Source organism: Collinsella tanakaei (assembly GCF_016902615.1).
Classification (GTDB): domain Bacteria; phylum Actinomycetota; class Coriobacteriia; order Coriobacteriales; family Coriobacteriaceae; genus Collinsella; species Collinsella tanakaei_A.
Genome location: NZ_JACJMB010000006.1, coordinates 49,949 through 69,047, shown reverse-complemented (window position 1 = coordinate 69,047; position 19,099 = coordinate 49,949). Strand labels below are relative to the sequence as shown.

At 65.3% G+C, this 19,099-nt stretch carries 18 protein-coding genes; 16 read left to right on the top strand and 2 right to left on the bottom strand.

Features of this window, described 5'->3' with window-relative positions; genetic code table 11:
* The first annotated feature begins 29 nt into the window (after nt 1-29).
* The 10 genes from coaD (at nt 30) to ffh (ending at nt 10,437) form a co-directional block, all read left to right on the top strand.
* Nucleotides 30-539 carry a pantetheine-phosphate adenylyltransferase gene (coaD, locus tag H6A21_RS03525; RefSeq protein WP_204560281.1) on the top strand — a complete coding sequence of 170 codons (510 nt, stop codon included), beginning with the start codon at nt 30-32 and terminating at the stop codon, nt 537-539.
* A 249-nt stretch (nt 540-788) separates the two neighbouring features.
* Nucleotides 789-1,286, top strand: a complete 498-nt coding sequence (locus H6A21_RS03520; protein WP_204560279.1) for an ATPase — start codon at nt 789-791, stop codon at nt 1,284-1,286.
* Entirely contained in the window at nt 1,286-1,837 is a 552-nt protein-coding gene (locus tag H6A21_RS03515) for a YceD family protein (protein ID WP_204560277.1), read from the top strand. Before H6A21_RS03520 ends, H6A21_RS03515 begins: the two co-directional genes overlap by 1 nt.
* Nucleotides 1,838-1,979: 142 nt before the next feature.
* Entirely contained in the window at nt 1,980-2,159 is a 180-nt protein-coding gene (rpmF, locus tag H6A21_RS03510) for a 50S ribosomal protein L32 (RefSeq protein ID WP_204560275.1), read from the top strand.
* Nucleotides 2,160-2,260: 101 nt separating this feature from the next.
* Nucleotides 2,261-3,283, top strand: coding sequence for a phosphate acyltransferase PlsX (plsX, locus tag H6A21_RS03505; protein ID WP_204560273.1), 1,023 nt, complete (start codon nt 2,261-2,263; stop codon nt 3,281-3,283).
* A gap of 89 nt (nt 3,284-3,372) precedes the next feature.
* A complete protein-coding gene (locus H6A21_RS03500) occupies nt 3,373-3,615 on the top strand; it encodes an acyl carrier protein (protein ID WP_204560271.1) in 243 nt (80 codons plus the stop codon).
* 5 nt (nt 3,616-3,620) lie between these two features.
* Nucleotides 3,621-4,346 carry a ribonuclease III gene (gene rnc / locus H6A21_RS03495; protein WP_204560269.1) on the top strand — a complete coding sequence of 242 codons (726 nt, stop codon included), beginning with the start codon at nt 3,621-3,623 and terminating at the stop codon, nt 4,344-4,346.
* 12 nt (nt 4,347-4,358) lie between these two features.
* Nucleotides 4,359-7,895, top strand: a complete 3,537-nt coding sequence (gene smc / locus H6A21_RS03490) for a chromosome segregation protein SMC (protein ID WP_204560267.1) — start codon at nt 4,359-4,361, stop codon at nt 7,893-7,895.
* The gene (ftsY, locus tag H6A21_RS03485) at nt 7,895-8,809 is read left to right on the top strand and encodes a signal recognition particle-docking protein FtsY (protein ID WP_204560259.1); all 915 of its coding nucleotides are present in this window, start codon (nt 7,895-7,897) and stop codon (nt 8,807-8,809) included. The genes smc and ftsY overlap by 1 nt, the downstream gene beginning before the upstream one ends.
* Nucleotides 8,810-8,949: 140 nt before the next feature.
* Complete coding sequence (gene ffh, locus H6A21_RS03480) at nt 8,950-10,437, top strand: signal recognition particle protein (protein ID WP_204560257.1); 1,488 nt, start codon at nt 8,950-8,952, stop codon at nt 10,435-10,437.
* A 127-nt stretch (nt 10,438-10,564) separates the two neighbouring features.
* Here ffh and H6A21_RS03475 read toward each other — a convergent pair whose 3' ends face one another.
* On the bottom strand, nt 10,565-11,404 hold the full coding sequence (locus H6A21_RS03475; protein WP_204560255.1) for a MerR family transcriptional regulator: 840 nt from the start codon (nt 11,402-11,404) through the stop codon (nt 10,565-10,567).
* Between the two features lie 89 nt (nt 11,405-11,493).
* Here H6A21_RS03475 and H6A21_RS03470 point away from each other — a divergent pair, with 89 nt between their 5' ends.
* From H6A21_RS03470 to H6A21_RS03450, 4 genes are all read left to right on the top strand, one after another.
* Complete coding sequence (locus H6A21_RS03470; protein WP_204560253.1) at nt 11,494-12,141, top strand: YitT family protein; 648 nt, start codon at nt 11,494-11,496, stop codon at nt 12,139-12,141.
* Nucleotides 12,142-12,498: 357 nt separating this feature from the next.
* Nucleotides 12,499-13,347 (top strand): thymidylate synthase, encoded by an 849-nt coding sequence (gene thyA / locus H6A21_RS03465; protein ID WP_204560251.1) that lies wholly within the window; start codon nt 12,499-12,501, stop codon nt 13,345-13,347.
* Nucleotides 13,348-13,356: 9 nt separating this feature from the next.
* Nucleotides 13,357-14,538 (top strand): dihydrofolate reductase, encoded by a 1,182-nt coding sequence (locus tag H6A21_RS10915; RefSeq protein ID WP_239462621.1) that lies wholly within the window; start codon nt 13,357-13,359, stop codon nt 14,536-14,538.
* Nucleotides 14,539-14,757: 219 nt separating this feature from the next.
* Nucleotides 14,758-15,672 carry a TrmH family RNA methyltransferase gene (locus H6A21_RS03450; RefSeq protein ID WP_204560249.1) on the top strand — a complete coding sequence of 305 codons (915 nt, stop codon included), beginning with the start codon at nt 14,758-14,760 and terminating at the stop codon, nt 15,670-15,672.
* Between the two features lie 190 nt (nt 15,673-15,862).
* On the opposite strand, the gene H6A21_RS03445 is transcribed toward H6A21_RS03450, so the two are convergent.
* On the bottom strand, nt 15,863-17,266 hold the full coding sequence (locus H6A21_RS03445) for an MATE family efflux transporter (protein ID WP_204560247.1): 1,404 nt from the start codon (nt 17,264-17,266) through the stop codon (nt 15,863-15,865).
* Between the two features lie 370 nt (nt 17,267-17,636).
* Between H6A21_RS03445 and H6A21_RS03440 the strand changes: the two genes are divergently transcribed.
* Both H6A21_RS03440 and H6A21_RS03435 read left to right on the top strand, forming a co-directional pair.
* Nucleotides 17,637-17,918 (top strand): hypothetical protein, encoded by a 282-nt coding sequence (locus H6A21_RS03440; protein WP_204560245.1) that lies wholly within the window; start codon nt 17,637-17,639, stop codon nt 17,916-17,918.
* Entirely contained in the window at nt 17,851-18,951 is a 1,101-nt protein-coding gene (locus H6A21_RS03435; protein ID WP_342636050.1) for an S-layer homology domain-containing protein, read from the top strand. The genes H6A21_RS03440 and H6A21_RS03435 overlap by 68 nt, the downstream gene beginning before the upstream one ends.
* The last annotated feature ends 148 nt before the right edge of the window (nt 18,952-19,099 follow it).

Below are 19,099 nucleotides of genomic sequence, written 5' to 3'. Positions count from 1 at the left end.
CCGGTTATCCAACATGAGGATGTGCACCCATGATCAGTAACATCGAGCACGCGCTCGTTCCCGGCACGTTCGACCCCATCACGTTCGGCCATATCGACGTCGTGCGCCGCGCCCGCCGGCTGTTCCCCTACGTCACGGTCGCGGTGGCCGAGTCCATCGGCAAAAACGGGGTCGGTACGACGTTTTCGCTCGAGGAGCGCGTCGAGCTCGCCCGCGAGGCACTCTCCGGTATCGACGGGGTGGAGGTCCGCCCGTTCTGCGGGCTGCTTGTCGACTTCGCGCGCGAAGTCGGGGCCGGTGCTCTCGTCAAGGGTCTGCGCGCCATGACGGATTTCGAGTACGAGCTGCAGCAGGCGGACCTCAACTACCGGCTCGATGCCGAGCTCGAGTCCATCTTCGTCATGAGCGCGCCGCAGTACGGCTACATCTCCTCCTCGGTCGTGCGCCAGATCTCCTCGTTCGGCGGGGACGTATCGAGCCTCGTGCCCCAAAACGTGGCCGATGCGCTACGCGACCATTTCTCTGACGCAGCCAGATAGGCGCAATCGGGCGCGGAGCGTCGGCGCCGGCTAGGTTTTGGGTATAACGCTGCAAGTCCTTTGCGTGCTATGTCGCGTCGCGTCCGCGCGACGCCTTTCGCGCCTCGCTTCGAGTGGCGCATCTGAACGTCTTGTTGAGGGTTTCGCGGCAAGCGCCGGGAGGGTGCGTTCGCCTGTGTGCTCATAACGGGTACAAGAACTCTGTGTGGTATTATGTGCGGTTGATAGGAGCCGACGGAAGGAGACTTGATGGCTGGCGACAATTTTCCCGGCGAGAGGATTGAAAGCCTTGTCGATGAGCTCTGGGCCTACATCGAAGAAGCCAGGCCGCCTTTCGGTAAATCCGCTCAGTACAAAGTCATCGAGACCGATGTCTTTCTCAACATCCTGGACGAGATTCGCATGAGCTATCCGGAGGAGTGGCAGAAATCCCGTCGCATCCTGAAGGAGCGCGACGAGCTTATGGCGAGCGCGACGGCACAGGCCGACTCCATCATTGCCGACGCCCAGCAGCAGGCGCTCACCATCGCCGGTGAGCAGGAGATCGTGCGCCTTGCCCAGCAGCAGGCCGACGACATCCGCGAGCGCGCCCAGCAGTACGAGCGCGAGACGCGCTATGCCGCCGAGGACTACGCGGAGCAGGTGTTCACGCACCTCGAGGAGAACCTGAAGTCGCTCACGTCCACCGTGGCGCGCTGCCGTCAGCAGCTGAACGAGGGCGCCAACAACCAGAACGGTCAGTGGTAATGGATACGCTCAAGCCCGTTATCGTCGAGATCGGCGAGACGCTCGAGAACCCGGGCGACTCGCTCCCGCTCACCGGATCGCTTCCCATCGATTCGTATTCGACCGGCGAGAAGGAGTTCACGCTCGCCGACGGCGTCTCATATGACGTGGTGCTCACGAATGCCGGAGACGGCATCCTCGTGAGCGGCATCGTCCGGGGCCACGCCGAGGGGCAGTGCGACCGCTGCCTCGAGCCGGCGTCGTTCGATATCTCCGGCGAGATCGAGGAGTACTACCTGTTCGAGGAGCCCGAGGACGCTGAGGCCTACGAGGACGGTTTCGAGCTCGTCGGTCCCGACCGCACCGTCGACCTGTCGGGCGCCATCTGGGACGCTATGGTCATGGATACGCCGTTCGTGGTGCTCTGCCGGCCCGACTGCGCCGGGCTGTGCCCGATGTGCGGCGCGAATCTGAACGAGGGTCCGTGCGGCTGCGCCGAGGCCGCCGAGCAGGCGTGGGTCGACAGCGACGAGAACCCCTTCGCGGCACTCAAAAACCTAAAGCTCGATTAGGACACCCGAGTTGTGAAGCGATTGTCTGGGCGGCCTCGTGGCGCGTGTGGAGATTATAAAGTGCTGTACAATGCCGTCTCGTGTGCTAATATCGCTACTTGCGCGTAATCGTGCTCGGAGATAGTTATTAAGGAAGGTCATCATGCCAGTACCTAAGCAAAAGAAGGGCCGCGGAGCCACCCACACCCGTCGTTCCGCAAACATGAAGATTGACGCCCCCTCCCGCTCCGTCTGCCCTCGCTGCGGCGCCGTCAAGCTTCCCCATCACGTCTGCCCCAACTGCGGTTATTATAAGGATCGTGAGGTCATCGTCACCGAGTAGCTCGGTGGACCACCCGATCGCGCAGTGAGATGCAGTGTGAACTGAATCGGATGTGCATGGCCGACTCCCCGAGTCGGCCATTTCTTGTATAAGGGGGAAGCATGCAGAAGGTTCGTATCGCAGTCGACGTCATGGGCGGCGACGAGGAGCCGCAGGTTGTACTCGATGGCATCGACGCGGCGCTCGCTGCCGATGCCGATCTGGAGGTGCTCGCAGTCGGTCCCGCCGAGCTCGTCGAGCCGTTCGTCGAGAGTCGTGAGCGCGTGAGCGCGCTCGTCGCCCCGGATGTCATCACGATGGAGGACGATCCCATCCAGGCCGTCATGCGCAAGCGCAAAAGCTCGATCGTGCTCGCGTGCCGCGCCGTCAAGAAGGGGCAGGCCGCCGGGTTCTTCTCGGCAGGCGCGACCGGTGCCATGACGGCGGCGGCGACCGCCTACGTGACGCCGTTCAAGTATCTGACCGATGACGGCGAGAAGCGGCCCATCCGCCCGTGCATCGTGAGCGCCATCCCGAACCGCAAAGGAGGGCACACCGTCTTTTGCGATCTCGGCGCCAATCCGGATGTGGAGCCGGAGGACATCGTTCGCTTCGCGCAGATGGGCGCCACCTACGCCCGCATCGTCTGCGGCATTGCGAACCCGCGCGTCGGGCTGCTCTCCAACGGCACGGAGGATACGAAGGGCTCCCATTTCACGAAAGAGTGCTTCCCGCTCATGAAGCAGAAGGTGAAGGGCTTCGCGGGCAACTGCGAGGGCGGCGACTTCACCTCCGGCAACGTCGACGTCGTGGTGTGCGACGGTTTCGCCGGCAATGTCGCCCTGAAGTCCATCGAGGGCACCGCGAAGCTCATCCTGCATGAGCTGAAGGACACATTGCTGGCGTCCACGAAGGGCAAGATTGCGGCGCTGCTGGTGAAAAACGATCTCAAGGCCATCCAGCAGAAGCTCTCCGGCGACGCCTACGGCGGCGCGGTGCTGCTCGGCCTGCAGGGCGTGGTCCTCATCGGTCACGGCGCCACGAGCGTCGAGGCCGTGAAGAACGGCACGCTCGCCGCCGCCCGCGCGGTGCGCAGCAACCTCGTCGAGATGCTCGCCGCCTCCATGGACAACATCGTCCGCTAGCGCCCGCACGCCCGCGCGCTGTTTTTGGGTAGAATCGTTTCGCTTACACGCCGTGACGGCCTGTGGCCGGCAAGGAAAGGAGTACGCATATGGACCGTTCTGAAATCTTCGCTAAGATCGTCGACATCTCCTCCGACGTGTTGGGCGTGGAGCCCGACCGCATCACCATGGAGACCACCTTCGACGACCTTGAGGCCGATTCTCTTGACCGCCTGCAGCTCGTGACCGCCATGGAGGACGAGTTCGAGCTCGAGATCGCAGATGAGAAGCTCATGTCCATCGCCTCGGTCGCCGATGCCATCGAGGCCATCGAGTCCGCTCAGGAGGCTTAGCGTCCGTGACCCTTTCCGCAAGACTCACGCGGATCGAGGAGATCTGCGGCCACACCTTCTCCGACCATCAGCTCCTGCGCTCCGCGATCACCCATCCCTCTGCCGTCGAGGGTCAGCCGGTGGACGCCTCCTACGAGCGTCTCGAGTTCCTCGGCGACTCCATCCTGGGTTCCGTTGTGGCCGTAGCGCTCTATGAGGCCTATCCCGATTTCGACGAGGGCAAGTTGACGCGGCTCAAGGTATCGCTCGTGAGCGGCATGACGCTTTCCGAGGTCGGCCAGGAGCTCGGTATCGACGAGTGCATCATCTTCGGCGCCTCGGAGACCGGAACGGGCGCACGCGGGCTTCACTCGGCGCTGGAGAACGTCTACGAGGCGCTCGTGGGAGCCCTGTATCTCGATGGCGGCTGGGAGGCCGCGGAGGCGTTCATCACGCGTACCCTGAAGCCGCATCTGGCGACGGAGCGCGCCGAGCACCCTTCGAACCCGAAGTCGTTTCTGCAGGAATGCGTGCAGCGCGACCATATGGAGCCGCCCGCCTACAAGCTCGTCGGCAGCAGCGGTCCCGCGCACGAGCCCACCTTCACCGCGGTCGCGCTCGTGGACGGCGTTCGCCGCGGACGCGGCAGCGGCTCGTCGAAGAAGGAGGCGGAGGCGGCGGCCGCCCTCGATGCCCTCGAGCGCATGGGATACACGCACAACGGCGTCATCTTGAAGCGCAAGCAGGGATAGCGAGGCTCACCCGTGTATCTCAAATCCCTCACGCTCAAGGGCTTCAAGTCGTTCGCCGACCGCGCCCACATGTCATTCGAGCCGGGTCTGACCGTCATCGTCGGACCCAACGGTTCGGGTAAATCGAATATCTCCGATGCCATCCTCTGGGTCCTGGGCGAGCAGAGCGCAAAGCAGCTGCGCGGCCAGGCCATGGAGGATGTCATCTTTTCCGGCTCATCGGCGCGCAAGCCCGTGAGCGTCGCCGAGGTCACCCTCGTGCTCGATAACTCAGACCACGTGCTGCCCGTCGATTTCGACGAGGTCGCCGTCACGCGCCGCATGTACCGTTCCGGCGAGTCAGAGTATCTCATCAACTCGAGCCCGTGCCGTCTGATGGACATCCAGGACATCCTGCATGATTCGGGTCTCGGCAAGGACACGCACTCCATCATCAGCCAGGGTAAGCTCGATGCCATCCTGCAGAGCCGCCCCGAGGAGCGCCGCAGCCTCATCGAGGAGGCCGCCGGCATCTCCAAGCACAAGCGCCGCCGCGAGCGCGCCGCCAGAAAGATCGCCTCGATGGACGAGCACCTGAAGCGGGCCCGCGACATCAACCGCGAGGTGAACCGCCAGCTGAAGCCGCTCGAGCGCCAGGTGGACCGCGCCCGGAAGCACCGCGACCTCACCGCGCGCGCCCATGAGCTGACCCAGATTCTCGCGGTCGACGAGCTGCGCGGCCTGCAGGCGCTCTGGGGCGACCTCGAGGCCCGCGGCAAGGAGGCTGACGCCGCCCTCGAGCTCGCCCGCTACCGGCTCTCCGAAAAGCAACACGAGCTCGAGAAGCTCCAGGTCATGCTCGAGGAGAAGGGCCTGTTCGTAGGCGATCTGGGCGAGCAGCGCCGCCATATGCAGGATATCGTGGGCCGCATCGGCTCCGATATGCGCCTGCTCGAGGAGAAGGGCCGCAACATGGTGGCCCGCCTCTCGGAGATGCGCGGCACGCTCTCGGGCTCCGAGCACCAGCGCCGCCGCGTGGTGGCGGATCTTGAGGATATCGGCCGCCAGCTCGACGAGGTCCGTGCCGCCGCCGAGGTCGCCCGCGCCGATGTGGCCGAGCTCGAACCCGCTGCGGACACGCTGCATGCGCGTCGCGTCGAGCTCGATGAACTGCTGAGTCGCCTCACGCGCGCCCGTCGCGACGCGCAGCGCACCGCCGATGACGCCGCGCTCGAATACGTGAAGGTGAAGGAGACCCTTTCGAACGCCGAGCTCGAGGACTCCATGTTCGCCTCTCGGCTCGAGCAGCTCGAAGAGCAGATCGAGACGCTCGGTGCCCAGCTGGAGAGCAGGCGCGAGCGTGCCGATGAGCTCGCGGACGCCCTCGATGAGGCGCACGCCCGTCGCGATGAGGCGCGGCAGGCCGCCGACACGGCCAAGGCCGCCCTTGATGATCGCCGTGCCCAGGAGACCCAGGCCCGCACCGCCGCCTCTGAGGTGACCTCCGAGCTCGCGAGCCTGAAACGCGTCGACGAGCGTATGGATTCCTCCAGCCCGCTCGCCTCGAAGGTCGCCCGCACGCACGCCGGGACCGTCCGCGCGCACCTGGGCGACATCATCGAGGCGCCCCGCGAGCTCGAGGATCTCGTCGAGCGCCTGCTCGCATCCGACATCGACGCGCTGGTGGTCGATAACGCCGAGGCGCTCGGCTCGCTCGCGACCTTCGCACTCGAGCAGCGCTCCTCCTCGGGCGAGGCGGTGCTGCTGTCCCGCGAGGCGGACGCCGCCGCCGCGGTCGAGGGTGCCGCGGGATACCGGTTGGTCGAGCGCCTGCGTGTGCGAGACGGCTTTGGCCCCGCCGTCGCCGCCCTGCTCGGCGGCGTCTACGTCGTCGATTCGCTCGAGGACGCCCTGTGTGCGCCGGCGATCGCCGGCGTGACCTACGTGACGGCGGACGGAGCGCGGGTGAGCGCGCGCGGTGTCGTGCGCGTCGGCTCGGCAGGCGACGCCGCGGCGGGCACGCTCGAGCGCAAGCGTCGCATCCGTGAACTCGAGGACATCGAGCCCGAGCTCTCTGCCCGCTTGGAGCGCGCGATCGCCCTCGTGACGGAGGCGTCGGAGGCCCTCGCCCGCGCCCGCAGCACCGATGGCGAGCTCGCCGGAGAGATCGCGCGCCTGGAGGGCGAGCGCTCCTCGATCCTCTCCGAGATCGGTCGGCTCGAGCAGAACCTCTCGCGCACCACCTCCGAGCGCACGCAGGTGGAACGTCGCCGCGAGCAGGCTAGCGCCTCGGTGCGTGCGGCGCAGCCCCGCCTGGATGAGCTCGCATCCGCTCGCGACGAGGCGCGCGCCGAGGTCGACGAGCTGTCGAGCCAGGTCGAGGAGGCAACCGACGAGCTCGAGCGCGTCCGGCGCGACGACTCCGAGGCTGCAGGCAAGCTCGCCGATGCGAAGGTGCGCGCCGCGCAGGCAGCCGAGCGGCTGAAGAGCCTCGAGGCGCGCCGACCCGAGCTCGAGCGCCGCCTGGAGAGCACCGACCGCCGCATCCGCGCCACGAGGCAGGCATCGCGCTCGCTCGAGGTGCTCCGCCTGCGCGTGGACCCGCTGCACGACCGCTACATGGCCATCTCGGAGCGCGCCATGGACTGGGCGGCGCGCCTGCGCGACCAGGCATCCATCGAAGAGGCGGACTCTGCGTCGCTCAAGAAGACGATCGAGGGCGCCCGCGCCGAGGTCGACCGGGCCAAGGAGGCGGTCGACGCCGCGACCGCCGAGGTCTCCCAGGTGGCCATCGAGCGCGGCAAGCTCGAGGTGCAGGTGGAAAACGCCATCTCCGCCATCACCGCCGACGGCGCGACGGTTTTGGAGGAGGCACTCATGCTGCCCGCTCCCGATGACCGGGCCGCCTGCGAGCGCGAGCTTGCCGACCTCGTGCGTCAGATCAACAACCTCGGCCCGGTGAACCAGGTCGCCTTCGAGGAGTACGAGCGGCTGCGTGAGCGCGCCGACTACATCGCCGCTCAGCTCGCCGATCTCGAGAGCGCCCGCGGGGCCCTGACGAAGATCACCGCCGCGATCGACCGCAAGATGCGCCGCCAGTTCGTCACGACGTTCGAGAAGGTGGATGCGAACTTCCGAGAGGTGTTCGGCATGCTCTTCCCGGGCGGCAACGCGCACCTGGAGATGACCGATCCCGACCATCCTTCGACGACGGGGGTCGAGGTCGTCGCCCAGCCGCGCGGCAAGCGCATCACGAAGATGATGCTCATGAGCGGGGGCGAGAAGAGCCTGACGGCGCTCGCGCTGCTGTTTGCCGTCTACCGTACGCGCACGGTGCCGTTCTACGTCCTCGACGAGGTGGAGGCGGCGCTTGACGACTCCAACCTCGGCAAGCTCATCGGCGCCATCGACCATCTGCGCAAGACGACGCAGCTGCTCGTCATTTCCCATCAGCGGCGCACCATGGAGGACGCCGATGTGCTGTATGGTGTCTCCATGCAGGCCGACGGCGTGAGCCGCGTGGTGAGCCAGCGGCTCGACCGCGAAACCGGAAAGGTAGTGAATGCATAATGGGTTTCTTTGATACCTTGAAGCGCGGCCTCGAGCGCAGCCGCGAGGCCCTAAACGAGGTCTTCTACTTCGGCGGCGACGTCGATGAGACGTTTTGGGAGGACCTCGAGGACACGCTCGTCATGGGGGACATGGGCGCTGACGTCGCCATGTCGGTGACCGACGATCTGCGCGACCTTGCGGCCAAGAAGAACCTCACGACCGCCCGTCAGCTGAAAGACGCCCTGGCTGACCGCTTGGAGCAGACGTTTATCCCGCCTGCGCGCGACCCGTTTTCCGACGTGCCCTCCGTGGTGCTCTTTGTCGGCATCAACGGCGCGGGCAAGACCACGACCGTCGGCAAGATCGCGAGCTCGGCGGCGCGCTCGGGTATCAGGACCGTCATCGGCAGCGCCGACACGTTTCGCGCCGCCGCCATCGAGCAGCTCGATGTCTGGGGCGAGCGCGCGGGCGTACCCGTCATCAAGCGCGAGCGCGGTGCCGACCCGGCGAGCGTGTGCTACGACGTGCTGGACGCTGCCGATCGCGAGGGGAGCCAGCTCGTGCTCATCGACACGGCGGGGCGCCTTCACACCTCCTCCGACCTCATGCGCGAGCTCGCGAAGGTCGTGAACGTCACCCGCAAGCGCGCCGAGAAGTGCGCGGCCGGCCCCATGCCGGTCTCCGTCGTGCTCGTGATCGACGCTGCTACCGGTCAGAACGGCCTGTCGCAAGCGCTCGAGTTCAACGAGGCGCTCGGCATCGACGGCATCATCATGACGAAGCTCGACGGCACGGCCAAGGGCGGTATCGCCATGGCGGTCGCCTCGAAGCTGAAGCTGCCCATCTTGCGCATCGGCGTGGGCGAGCAGGTCGACGACCTGCAGACCTTCGACGCCCACGCGTTTTGCCGCGCCCTCGTGGGCGCCGAGTAGCCGCTCGCGCGGCGGCGGTAGGGGAGAGCCATCTTTCTTTTTCGCCCCGCTGCACCCCTCGATCACCTGCGGACCGCATGCGCAGGCGATCGGGTCGCTACCCGTTTTCTGCCAGTATCTTCGCTGCTAGGAGAATCGCTATGTTCGAAAGCCTGTCCGACCGCCTGAACAGCACCTTCGACCGCCTGCGCGGCAAGGGCAAGCTCACCGAGGCCGATATCACGAGCGCGATGCGCGATATCCGCATGGCGCTGCTCGAGGCTGACGTCAACTTCAAGGTCGTGAAGGACTTCGTCGCCAAGACGAAGGAGCGCTGCATGACCGCCGAGGTCATGGAATCGCTCACCCCGGCGCAAAACGTCGTCAAGATCGTGCTCGACGAGCTGACCGAGCTGCTCGGCTCCACCGAGAGCAAGCTCGTGTTCTCGAGCCGCATCCCGAACGTCATCATGCTCGTCGGCCTGCAGGGCTCCGGTAAGACGACCGCTGCCGTGAAGCTCGCCTACCTGCTGAAGAAGCAGGGGCGTTCGCCGTTGCTCGCCGCCTGCGACGTCTACCGCCCCGCAGCCGCCGACCAGCTCGCCACGCTCGGCGGCGAGATCGGCGTGCCGGTCTTCCGCGGTGACGGCGCGCATCCGGTCCAGATAGCCCAGGACGCCATCCGCGAGGCCGTCGCCACCATGCGTGACGTCGTGATCGTCGATACCGCCGGCCGCCTGCAGATCGACGAGCAGATGATGCAGGAGGCCGTCGACATCAAGCGCGCGGTCAAGCCCGACCAGGTCCTCATGGTCGTCGACGCCATGACCGGTCAGGACATCGTCAACGTCGTGTCCACCTTCGCCGAGCGCACCGACTTCGACGGCGTCATCATCTCCAAGCTCGACGGCGACGCCCGCGGCGGCGGCGCGCTGTCGGTCCGTGCGGTGACCGGCAAGCCCATCAAGTTCGTGTCGATGGGCGAGAAGCCCGACTCGCTCGAGACGTTCCATCCCGACCGCATGGCCAAGCGCATCCTCGGCATGGGCGACGTCATCGGCATCATCGAGAAGGCCCAGGAGGCCGCCGATGCGGAGACCCTCGCCTCTGCGGAGCGCATGCTGCGCGACGGCTTCACCATGAACGACATGCTCGAGCAGATGAAGGCCGTCAAGAAGATGGGCGGCATGAAGGGCATCCTCGGTATGCTGCCGGGCGGCCAGAAGATGCTGAACCAGATGGGCGGCAACCTCGACGAGAGCATCTTCGCGCGCAACGAGGCCATGATCATGTCCATGACGAAGGAGGAGCGCAACCGTCCCTCCATCATCAACGGCCAGCGCCGTGCCCGCATCGCCCGCGGCTCGGGCACCACGCCCGCCGACGTGAACCAGCTCATGAAGCAGTGGGGCGAGATGAACAAGATGATGGGCCGCGTGCGCAGCATGGCCAATCAGGCCGCGGCCGGCAAGAAGGGGAAGAAGGGCAAAAAGGGCAAGAAGCTTCGCATGCCCGGGATTCCCGGCATGGGCAACCTCGGCGGCATGGGCGGGGCCAACCCGTTTGCCGGCATGGGGGCTCCGGGCGCGGGCGGCGGCTCCGAGATGGACATGCTCCGCGAGATGGAGCGCCAGCTGCGCAACAAGTAACCTATGTCCCATCTGTCCTCATTCGGGACGGGGTAGTTTGGTGCCACGTTGCATGAACGTGACGGGCCTTCAGCTCGACGGATCTGTCGGCTGAAGGCCCGTTTGCTTGTGCGGTGAGGCTGCCCGATCAAGCACCGCGTCGCTCGTCCGCACCGAGGGGGATCTCGATGGTTGTCAGGAATTCCTCCTCGCGCGCGGTGTCGCGGTTGTCTATCTCGTAGAGCTCAATGGGGTCGCCTGATACCGTGAGGTCCTGTTCGCGCGCATAGCGGAGCGCTGCGCGGGCGATGGGACCGTTTTGCTCGTAGGGGCCCCGGTAGCGCACCGTGAGGTATCTGCCGGCGGGCAGCTCGAAATCGGCGGGGACGTCGGTGTCCTCGAGGATGAAGAACACCGAGTCGTACACGTTCGTGCGCCCCGCCTCGATTTCCGCCCCCGACAGGACACCGCCGATCCTCATGCTGCCCAGATCGGGCAGCAGCGCCTCGTGCTCGCGATAGAGCCGCTGGATGGCGAAGTCCATCTCCTCGTCGCGCTCCAGGCGCGTGGCGAGCCGCACGCATTGCCGTGTCCGGTAGCGCTTGATGACGTAGACGCCCACCTCGGCGGACTGGGCGCGCTCGAGTGCTCGCGCGCGCCTCTCGACGGCCCAAGCGCGCTCACCGAGGCTGCGGACCTGCTCGCTTATCAGTTCGAGCTCGCGGGTGAGCATCTCCTCGGTCTTGGCGAGCGACTGGTCGTTCAGGTACGCTCCGATCTGCGCCATCGGCATGTCGAGTCTGCGCAGGTCCTTGATGATGGAGAGCTTGTACATGTCGTTAAGGTCGTAGACGCGGTAGCCGTTGGCGGTGCGGTGCGGCTTGAGTATGCCCAAACGTTCGTAGTAACGCAGCGAATCCTGGCCGATGCCGAACAGCTTCGAGATCTCTCCGATACGGTAGCGCCGTTTCGGTCGCGGACGTTCCATAGGTCCTCCACATTCGATTTGACCTTGGTACAGTACCAGAGTTTAGCCTAGATACAGACAATCACGAGTACAGAAAGGTGATGGGACCCATGGGTTCCTGGAAACGTCTGCGTCAAAATCGTTCGGAATACACGCGTCGGCTCTCGTTGGTCGTACTCGGCTCGGCTATCCTTACCTTCGGCATCCACAACATCCACGAGGTCGTGGGCATCACCGAGGGTGGCGTGATCGGCGCCCTGCTGCTCGCGAACCACTGGTTCGGCATCCCCTCGTCCATCGTGTCGCCGATTCTCGATCTTTTGTGCTACGCCTTCGCCCTGCGCCTGCTCGGTGTGGGCTTCCTCGGATGGTCCGTTGTCTCCAGCGCGGCGATTGCGGGGTTCTATGCTCTCTGGGAGCATCTGCCCTACCTGCTGCCGAATCTTTCCTCCCTGCCGTTCGTGGCGGCGGTGCTCGGTGGCATCTTCGTCGGCGTTGGTGCGGGCCTGGTGGTGCGCGGCGGCGGCTCCGCGGGCGGCGACGATGCCCTTGCGCTTTCCATCCAGAAGCTTTCCGGTTGGCGACTTTCGCGCTGCTATCTCGTCACGGACTTGAGCGTTCTGGTGCTGTCGCTTAGCTATATCCCGGTGACGAAGATCGTGTTCTCGCTCATCACGGTGTTCATCTCCTCGCCCCTGATCGACGTTATCGTCGGGTTCAGCTCCTCTGAGAACGAGACGGAAGCGGAACCCGCGTAGATCCGGCTGCTCAAAGGGTTGCTTAAGTTCTGCCGCGTGCAATGAATTTCCGCTTTTAGGCGGGTCCGCGGCGACCGCGCCCGCAAGGCCTTGGTGTGCGGTGCCTTCGCGCCTGGTTTCCGATGTCCGCTCCGTGCCGTGTTCGCCCTGTCTGCCAGGCGGACGCCTAAAAGCGGAAATAGCATGCATGTCCACTTCGATGCGCCGCCGCTGTAACACATGGCGCCGTCGCTGCGTGTCGCGGGTTGGCCTCAGGACCCTTGGGAACCCGATCCGTGCATACAATATTGCCCCATCCCGTGTTTGCGTCGCTGCCGTACAATGGTGGGCATTGTTGACCGAAAGATGGGGGAGCGCATGAGCAAAGCGGACCAGCTCTTCGTGACGATGTGCACGGATATCCTGGAGCACGGGACGACGACGGAAGGCGAGAGGGTGCGCCCTCACTGGGAGGACGGGACGCCCGCCTACACCATCAAGACCTTCGGCGTGACGAATCGCTACGACCTGCGCGAGGAGTTCCCGGCGCTCACGCTGCGCCGCACGGCCCTGAAGAGCGCCATGGATGAGATTCTGTGGATCTACCAGCGCAAATCGAATAACATCCACGATCTGAACTCACACATCTGGGATGAATGGGCAGACGAGACCGGCTCCATCGGCAAGGCCTACGGCTACCAGATCGCGCAGAAGTCGCACTACCTTGAGGGCGATTTCGACCAGATGGACCGCGTGCTCTACGACCTCAAGCACACCCCGTTCTCGCGTCGCATCATGACGAACATGTACACGTTCGCCGATCTGTCCGAGATGCACCTCTATCCGTGCGCCTACAGCGTCACCTACAACGTGACCCATGAGGAGGGCTTCGACAAACCCGTCCTGAACATGGTCCTCATGCAGCGCAGCCAGGATATCCTCGCTGCGAACAACTGGAACGTCTGCCAGTACGCGATCCTGCTCATGATGGTCGCGCAGGTATCGGACATGATCGCCGGCAACCTGCTGCATGTCATCGTCGACGCCCACATCTACGACCGGCACGTCGATATCGTGCGTGAGCTCATCGCGCGCCCGCAATACCCGGCGCCCAAGGTCTCGCTCAACCCCGAGGTCAAGAACTTCTACGACTTCACGACCGACGACCTGATCGTCGAGGACTACCACCATGGTCCGCAGGTGAAGAACATCCCTATCGCCATCTAAGGAGAACACATGGCTTGCAAGCTGTCAGCCATCGTCGCGGTGAGCGACGACTGGGGCATCGGCTACGAGGGCGACATGATCGTCTCGAACCGAGCCGACATGAAGCATTTCGTCGCGTGCACGACCGGGCATCCCGTCATCATGGGCCGAAAAACCCTCGACAGCTTCCCGGGCGGCAGGCCCCTCAAGAACCGTCGGAACATCGTGCTCACGCGCGATGCGGCCTTTGCGCGCGAGGGCGTCGAGGTCGTGCACTCCGTCGACGAGGCCCTCGCGGCCGTGGCCGACGTGGAGGAGGCGTGGGTGATCGGTGGCGAGGAGATCTATCGCCAGCTGCTGCCCCAGTGCGCGGTCGCGGTCGTGACGAAGACCCATTGCCTGCGCTTGGCCGACACGCATTTCCCGAACCTCGATGAGGATGACGACTGGGAGGTGGCGAGCGAATCCGATACCGCTCTTATCGGTGACGATGAGGAGGATGCCGGCATCGAGTACCGCTTCGTGACCTATCGCCGGCGCTCGATGGCCGATCAGTTCGCCGAACCGGCAGACAACGCTGAGCCCGCTGCGGGGACAGAGGATGGCGGCGTGCGCATCCGCACCATGATCCTCTACCGCTCGAAGCACCACGGCAACACGAAGCGCGTTGTCGACGCGATCGCTGCGGCGTTTCCCGATGACGTCGACACGCTCGATATCGCGACGGTCGACAAGAAGCATCCTGCGGTCGACCTGCGCCAATATCATCTCGTCGGTGTCGCGAGCGGCATCTACCACGGCGAGATCGACCATGACCTTGCCCGCGTGCTGCAGGCGTCGCTCGGGCCAGGGGAGTTCGTCTTCGGGCTTTTGACGTACGGCGGCGCGAGCAAGTGGTACGGCAAGGACATCGACGGCATCTGCCGTGCGAAGCAGGCGAATTTCCTCGCCGGGCACGGCTGCCCCGGTCTCGACACGTGGGGTCCCTACAAGCTCATGGGCGGTATGAACAAGGGCCGTCCCAACGAAGAGGACCTCGCCGACATGGTTTCGTGGTATCGCGAGCTCGTGAACGGTTACGGCGCGCCGCTCATCAACGAGTACGAGAAGCGCCGCCGCCGCGAGGCCTGGGATGCGGCGCACCCCGACCCGACGCTCGTGGACAAGCTGAAAAACACCGGACGCCACCTGTTCGGCCGCAAGCGCTCTTAAGGGAACCGCCGGCTACGTGATTTTGCGGCAGGGTCCCGTGCTGGGCGCTTGTGTCATGGGCTGTGTCGGTACAGTTTCATAACACCTTTCTCGCCCCGATTGCATCCGTCCCGCCTGCGCGCATGCGGTTGCAAAAGCCCCTATTCAGGGTTCCTTGCTGCTCGCCTTGGTTTTCGGCATCTCGATGAGGACCCCACCCCCGATAAAGGAGCTATTCGCATGGCTGTATCGCCTCAGATCATCCGCATCGACACGCTCGTTGATGAGCGGCTCGATGCGTATTGCCGCCTGACGGAGCGCGAGCTCAGAAGCGTACTCGAGCCCGAGAAGGGGATCTTCATCGCGGAGAGCGCCAAGGTGATCGAACGGGCGGTCGCCGCGGGCCTCGAGCCGGTGAGCTTCCTTATGGGTGAGCGCTGGCTCGATCAGCTCATGCCCCTGCTCGAGCGGGTGACGACAGAGCGTCCCGAGGCAGATATCCCGGTGTTCGTCGCACCAATGGAGCTGATGGAGCGGCTCACCGGCTTCACCGTCACGCGCGGGGCGCTTGCGGCGTTTCGCCGTCCCGTGCTCGCGCCCGCTCCGGCGTTCCTGGCGGGCTTGGTCGAGCGGGCGGAAGGGCGCCCGGTGCGCGTGTGCGTGCTCGAGGGCATCGTCGACCACACGAACGTCGGCGCCATCTTCCGGAGCGCCGCCGCCCTGAACGTCGACGGCATCTTGGTGAGCCCGACCTGCTGCGACCCGCTCTATCGCCGCGCAGTGCGCGTGAGCATGGGCACGGTGTTTCAGGTCCCCTGGACGCGCATCGGCAGCGAGGCGCGCGTCTGGCCGCACGACGGCCTCGCCGATCTGCATGAGGCGGGGTTCACCTGCGCCGCCATGGCGCTGGCTGACGATTCGCGCTCGCTGGACGACCCCGCACTGCACGATATCGAGCGGCTCGCCCTGTTCATGGGGACGGAGGGCGCGGGCCTGCAGGCGAAGACCATCCACGGCGCTGACCTGACGATACGCATCCCCATGGCGCACGGCGTGGACTCGCTAAACGTCGCCGCCGCGAGTGCCGTTGCGTTTTGGCAGCTCTGCCCGCATGCCGACAACGGCTATCATTACCGCCCCGGCATGTTCGCGTAAGGTGTCGCCTCGGGGTCCCTTGCCGCTTCCTTTTTCGGCGCGCGGCATGTCGTGATGACCTGCTCGACCCCAGAAGGCTCTTTTCGACGTAGCGGGGTCGAGCGATTCGGCTGGAAGGCGTCCAGTGAATCGGCGGGTATGTGCGCCGGCCAATCGCAGTTGGCGTCAGCGGGCCGTCCCGTGCGCGTTCCTATACGACGCCGTGGCTGAGCTTCTCGGCGCGCGCCTCGGCGTGATTCAGCCAATGGCCCCAATGGTGATAGGCGACGAAGAGGATGGCCGTCAAGATCCAGGTGACCGGGTAGACCATGAGCATCGTCTCGATCGTATGGTGCTGGGGCACCACGGCGAGCAGCCAGATCATGCGGAACACGACGGTTCCGAGGACCGTCAGAAGCATGGGCCGCAGGCTCTCGCCCGATCCGCGTATGGCACCCGACGTGTTGTCCACAATCGAGTAGAACAGGTAGAACGGCGCGATGAAGTGCAGCATGAGTGTCGTGTATCCGGTGACCGCCGCGTCATCGATGAAGATGCGCGACAGCGGGCCCACGAAGGCGACGAGCAGTGCCGACATGCCGCCGATGATGCACACGGTGATGATAAGCGAGGTGTGGTAGCCGCGGCGCATGCGCTCGTAGTTCCGCGCGCCGAAGTTCTGCGCGGAAAACGTCGTCATGGATACCCCGAGCGCCTCGGTGACCATCCATATGAACGCGTCCAGGCGGCCCGAGAGGCCCCAACCGGTGACCGCGTCGGTGCCGAACGTGTTGACCGTGGACTGCAGGATGATGTTGGAGATGGAGTAGAGCGACGACTGGATGCCGAGCGGCAGGCCCGTGGCGAGCATGCTTCTGCAGATGCGGCCGTCGATGCCCAGGCGACGGATGTCGAGTCGCCAGGCCCCCTTGGCGCGCATGAGGCGGATCGTCATGGTCGCTGCGTTGATCGTGAGCGTGATGGCGGTCGCCATGCCGCAGCCCATCGCCTCGAGGCCCAGCACGGCGACGAACAGGATGTCCAGACATGCGTTGATCAGACAGCCGCTCGCGATGATGAGGGCGGGCGTGCGCGTGTCGCCGACGGAGCGCAGCAGGGCGGAACCCATGTTCAGCACGAGCGAGCAGACCATGGCCGCCGCGTAGAAGCGGGAGTAGGGGACGGCTTCGCCCATGAGGTCGGCGGGCGTGCCCATGATCGTGAGGATATGGGGTACGAAGATGACGCCTGCGACCGAGACGGCGAGGCCGAGCACGACCGCGATCGTCATGGCGGTGTGGATGGAGCGGGAGAGCCGCTCGTCGTCGTGGCTGCCGAAGAACTGGCCCGAGATGACGGCGCAACCGGCGCCGAGGCCCACGGAGAACCCGACCGCAAGCTCGAACAGCGATGCCGTCGCCTGCACGCCGCCCAGGGCGAGCTTGCCGCCGAACTGGCCCAGGATGAAGGTGTTGATGAGGGCGTGCGCCTGTTGGAAGAATGAGCTGAAGAAGATGGGCACACAGAGCAGCAACAGCTGCTTCCAGATCGTACCCTCGGTTACATCGAGCGATGCCGCACCGGCATGCCTGCTCAAGCGCCTTCCGAACGCCATTGCGCCTTCCCTTCGTATGCAATTCCCTCCATGCCCTCCCATGGTAGGGGAGCGCCCTTAGGGATTGCGTCGCATCGGGCGATTCATTTGACCTTCATGTGACGTGTCGTTCATGCCCGGGCACCATAGGTCCCGCGTCCCCCTCTGGGGACTTGCGCAACAAATGGCGGCGACGGTCCCCATAATGGAATCAACGATGGTCGGTGCAGAAGGAGGACTTGCTATGGGGTGCCAGACGGGACGTATGCGTTGCTCGGCGATGCTCATGGCGGCGGCTCTCGCCCTGCTGTGCGCACGTGCGGTCTGCGTATCTCCCGTTCGGGCGCATGCGGCGGAGTCCGGTGCTGCGAGGTCCTTTGCGGCAACTGTTGTGGACGATGATCTCGGCGCTCTTGTCGTGTACGTCGATGGGGACGCGCTCGATGGCGACACGGCCTGTGCGGGCGCGCATGTCAGGGTGCAGGCGGTGCCGCTCCCGTGGTATGTGGCGGCTGGGATCACCGTGACCGACGCGGGCGGCACGACGGTTGCCTACGCCGATGGCGACGTGCTGACCTTCACGATGCCCGCGTGCGACGCGGGCGATTTCCGCCGCGTACGCGCTCGATCCCCAAGAGATCACGATTGCTCCCTGCGAGCACGGATCGGTTGAGGTCAGGCCGTGGAGCCAAATCAGCGATAGCTGCGACGTCATCGCCGTGCCGGATGAGGGGTATCGCGCCGAGCGCATCGTCGTTTCGACCGATGCTGGTGAGATCCACCGCTCGATGCACGCCGATACCACGTTTCGCAAGCCGGATGGGCACGTCACCATCGCCGTCGACTTCGCGCCCGATGTCCAGAACGTGGTTGTCGAGGGCGCCGCGCATGCGGATGTCTCGATCGATCCGGCGGCCGACGTCATCGCGACCGGGACCGAGGTGGGCGTGTCCGCATCGGCGCGCGCGGGATATCATGTGCGCGGGCTTATCGCGCGCGACGCATCCGGGGCGATCGTGCCGCTTCGCGAGACGGCCGCCGATGCCTGGGCGTTTACCATGCCCGCGACCTACGTCCGCCTCTCGTTCGACGTGGGCCCCGACGGTGCCGACTCGTCGCTTCCATTTGCCGACGTCGACGTCGACGCGTATTGGTATCCGGCCATCGAGCGCCTCTACGACCTCGGCCTTGTGGGCGGCTATGCGGGTGCGGACCTGTTCGGGCCCGCGGAGGCACTCACGCGCGCGCAGGCGGTGTGCATGCTGCACAACCTCGCGGTCATGCAGGGCAACACCTTCACGCTTGGGGGCGAGGTGGCGGCGGACGGCTCGTATGTCCTCGGGTTTATCGACGTCGACGGGAGGGCGTATTACGCAGCAGCTCTCGCATGGGCCGTTTCGGCTGAGGTCGTGCACGGCTACGGTGACGGGACGTTTCGGCCCGATGCACCCGTGACGAGGCAGGAGCTCGCCGTGATGCTCGCGAACTACGCGATGTTTTTTGGCATCGGCGACGTCGACGCGCCGGATGGGTTGCTCGAGCGCTATGCGGACGGGCGCGCGGTCGCTACCTGGGCGCACGCGTCGGTGGCTTGGGCGGCAAACGCCGGCATCATGGGAAGCGGCCCTGCGCTCTGGCCGGATGAGGCGGCAGCGCGTGGCGACGCGGCGTGCATGGTCTCGAATTTCCTCATCGCGACGGTATAAGGATAGGGAGGGGCGACGGGGCGAGGGTCAGCGCTGCCCGGGCAGGGCGCCCATAAAAACGAGAACCCGCGTTTTCATCACGGGGTGTGTCTACGATTTCAACTCAGGGGTATCCTTATGCCATTGTCACTGTACGAAACGGAGTATG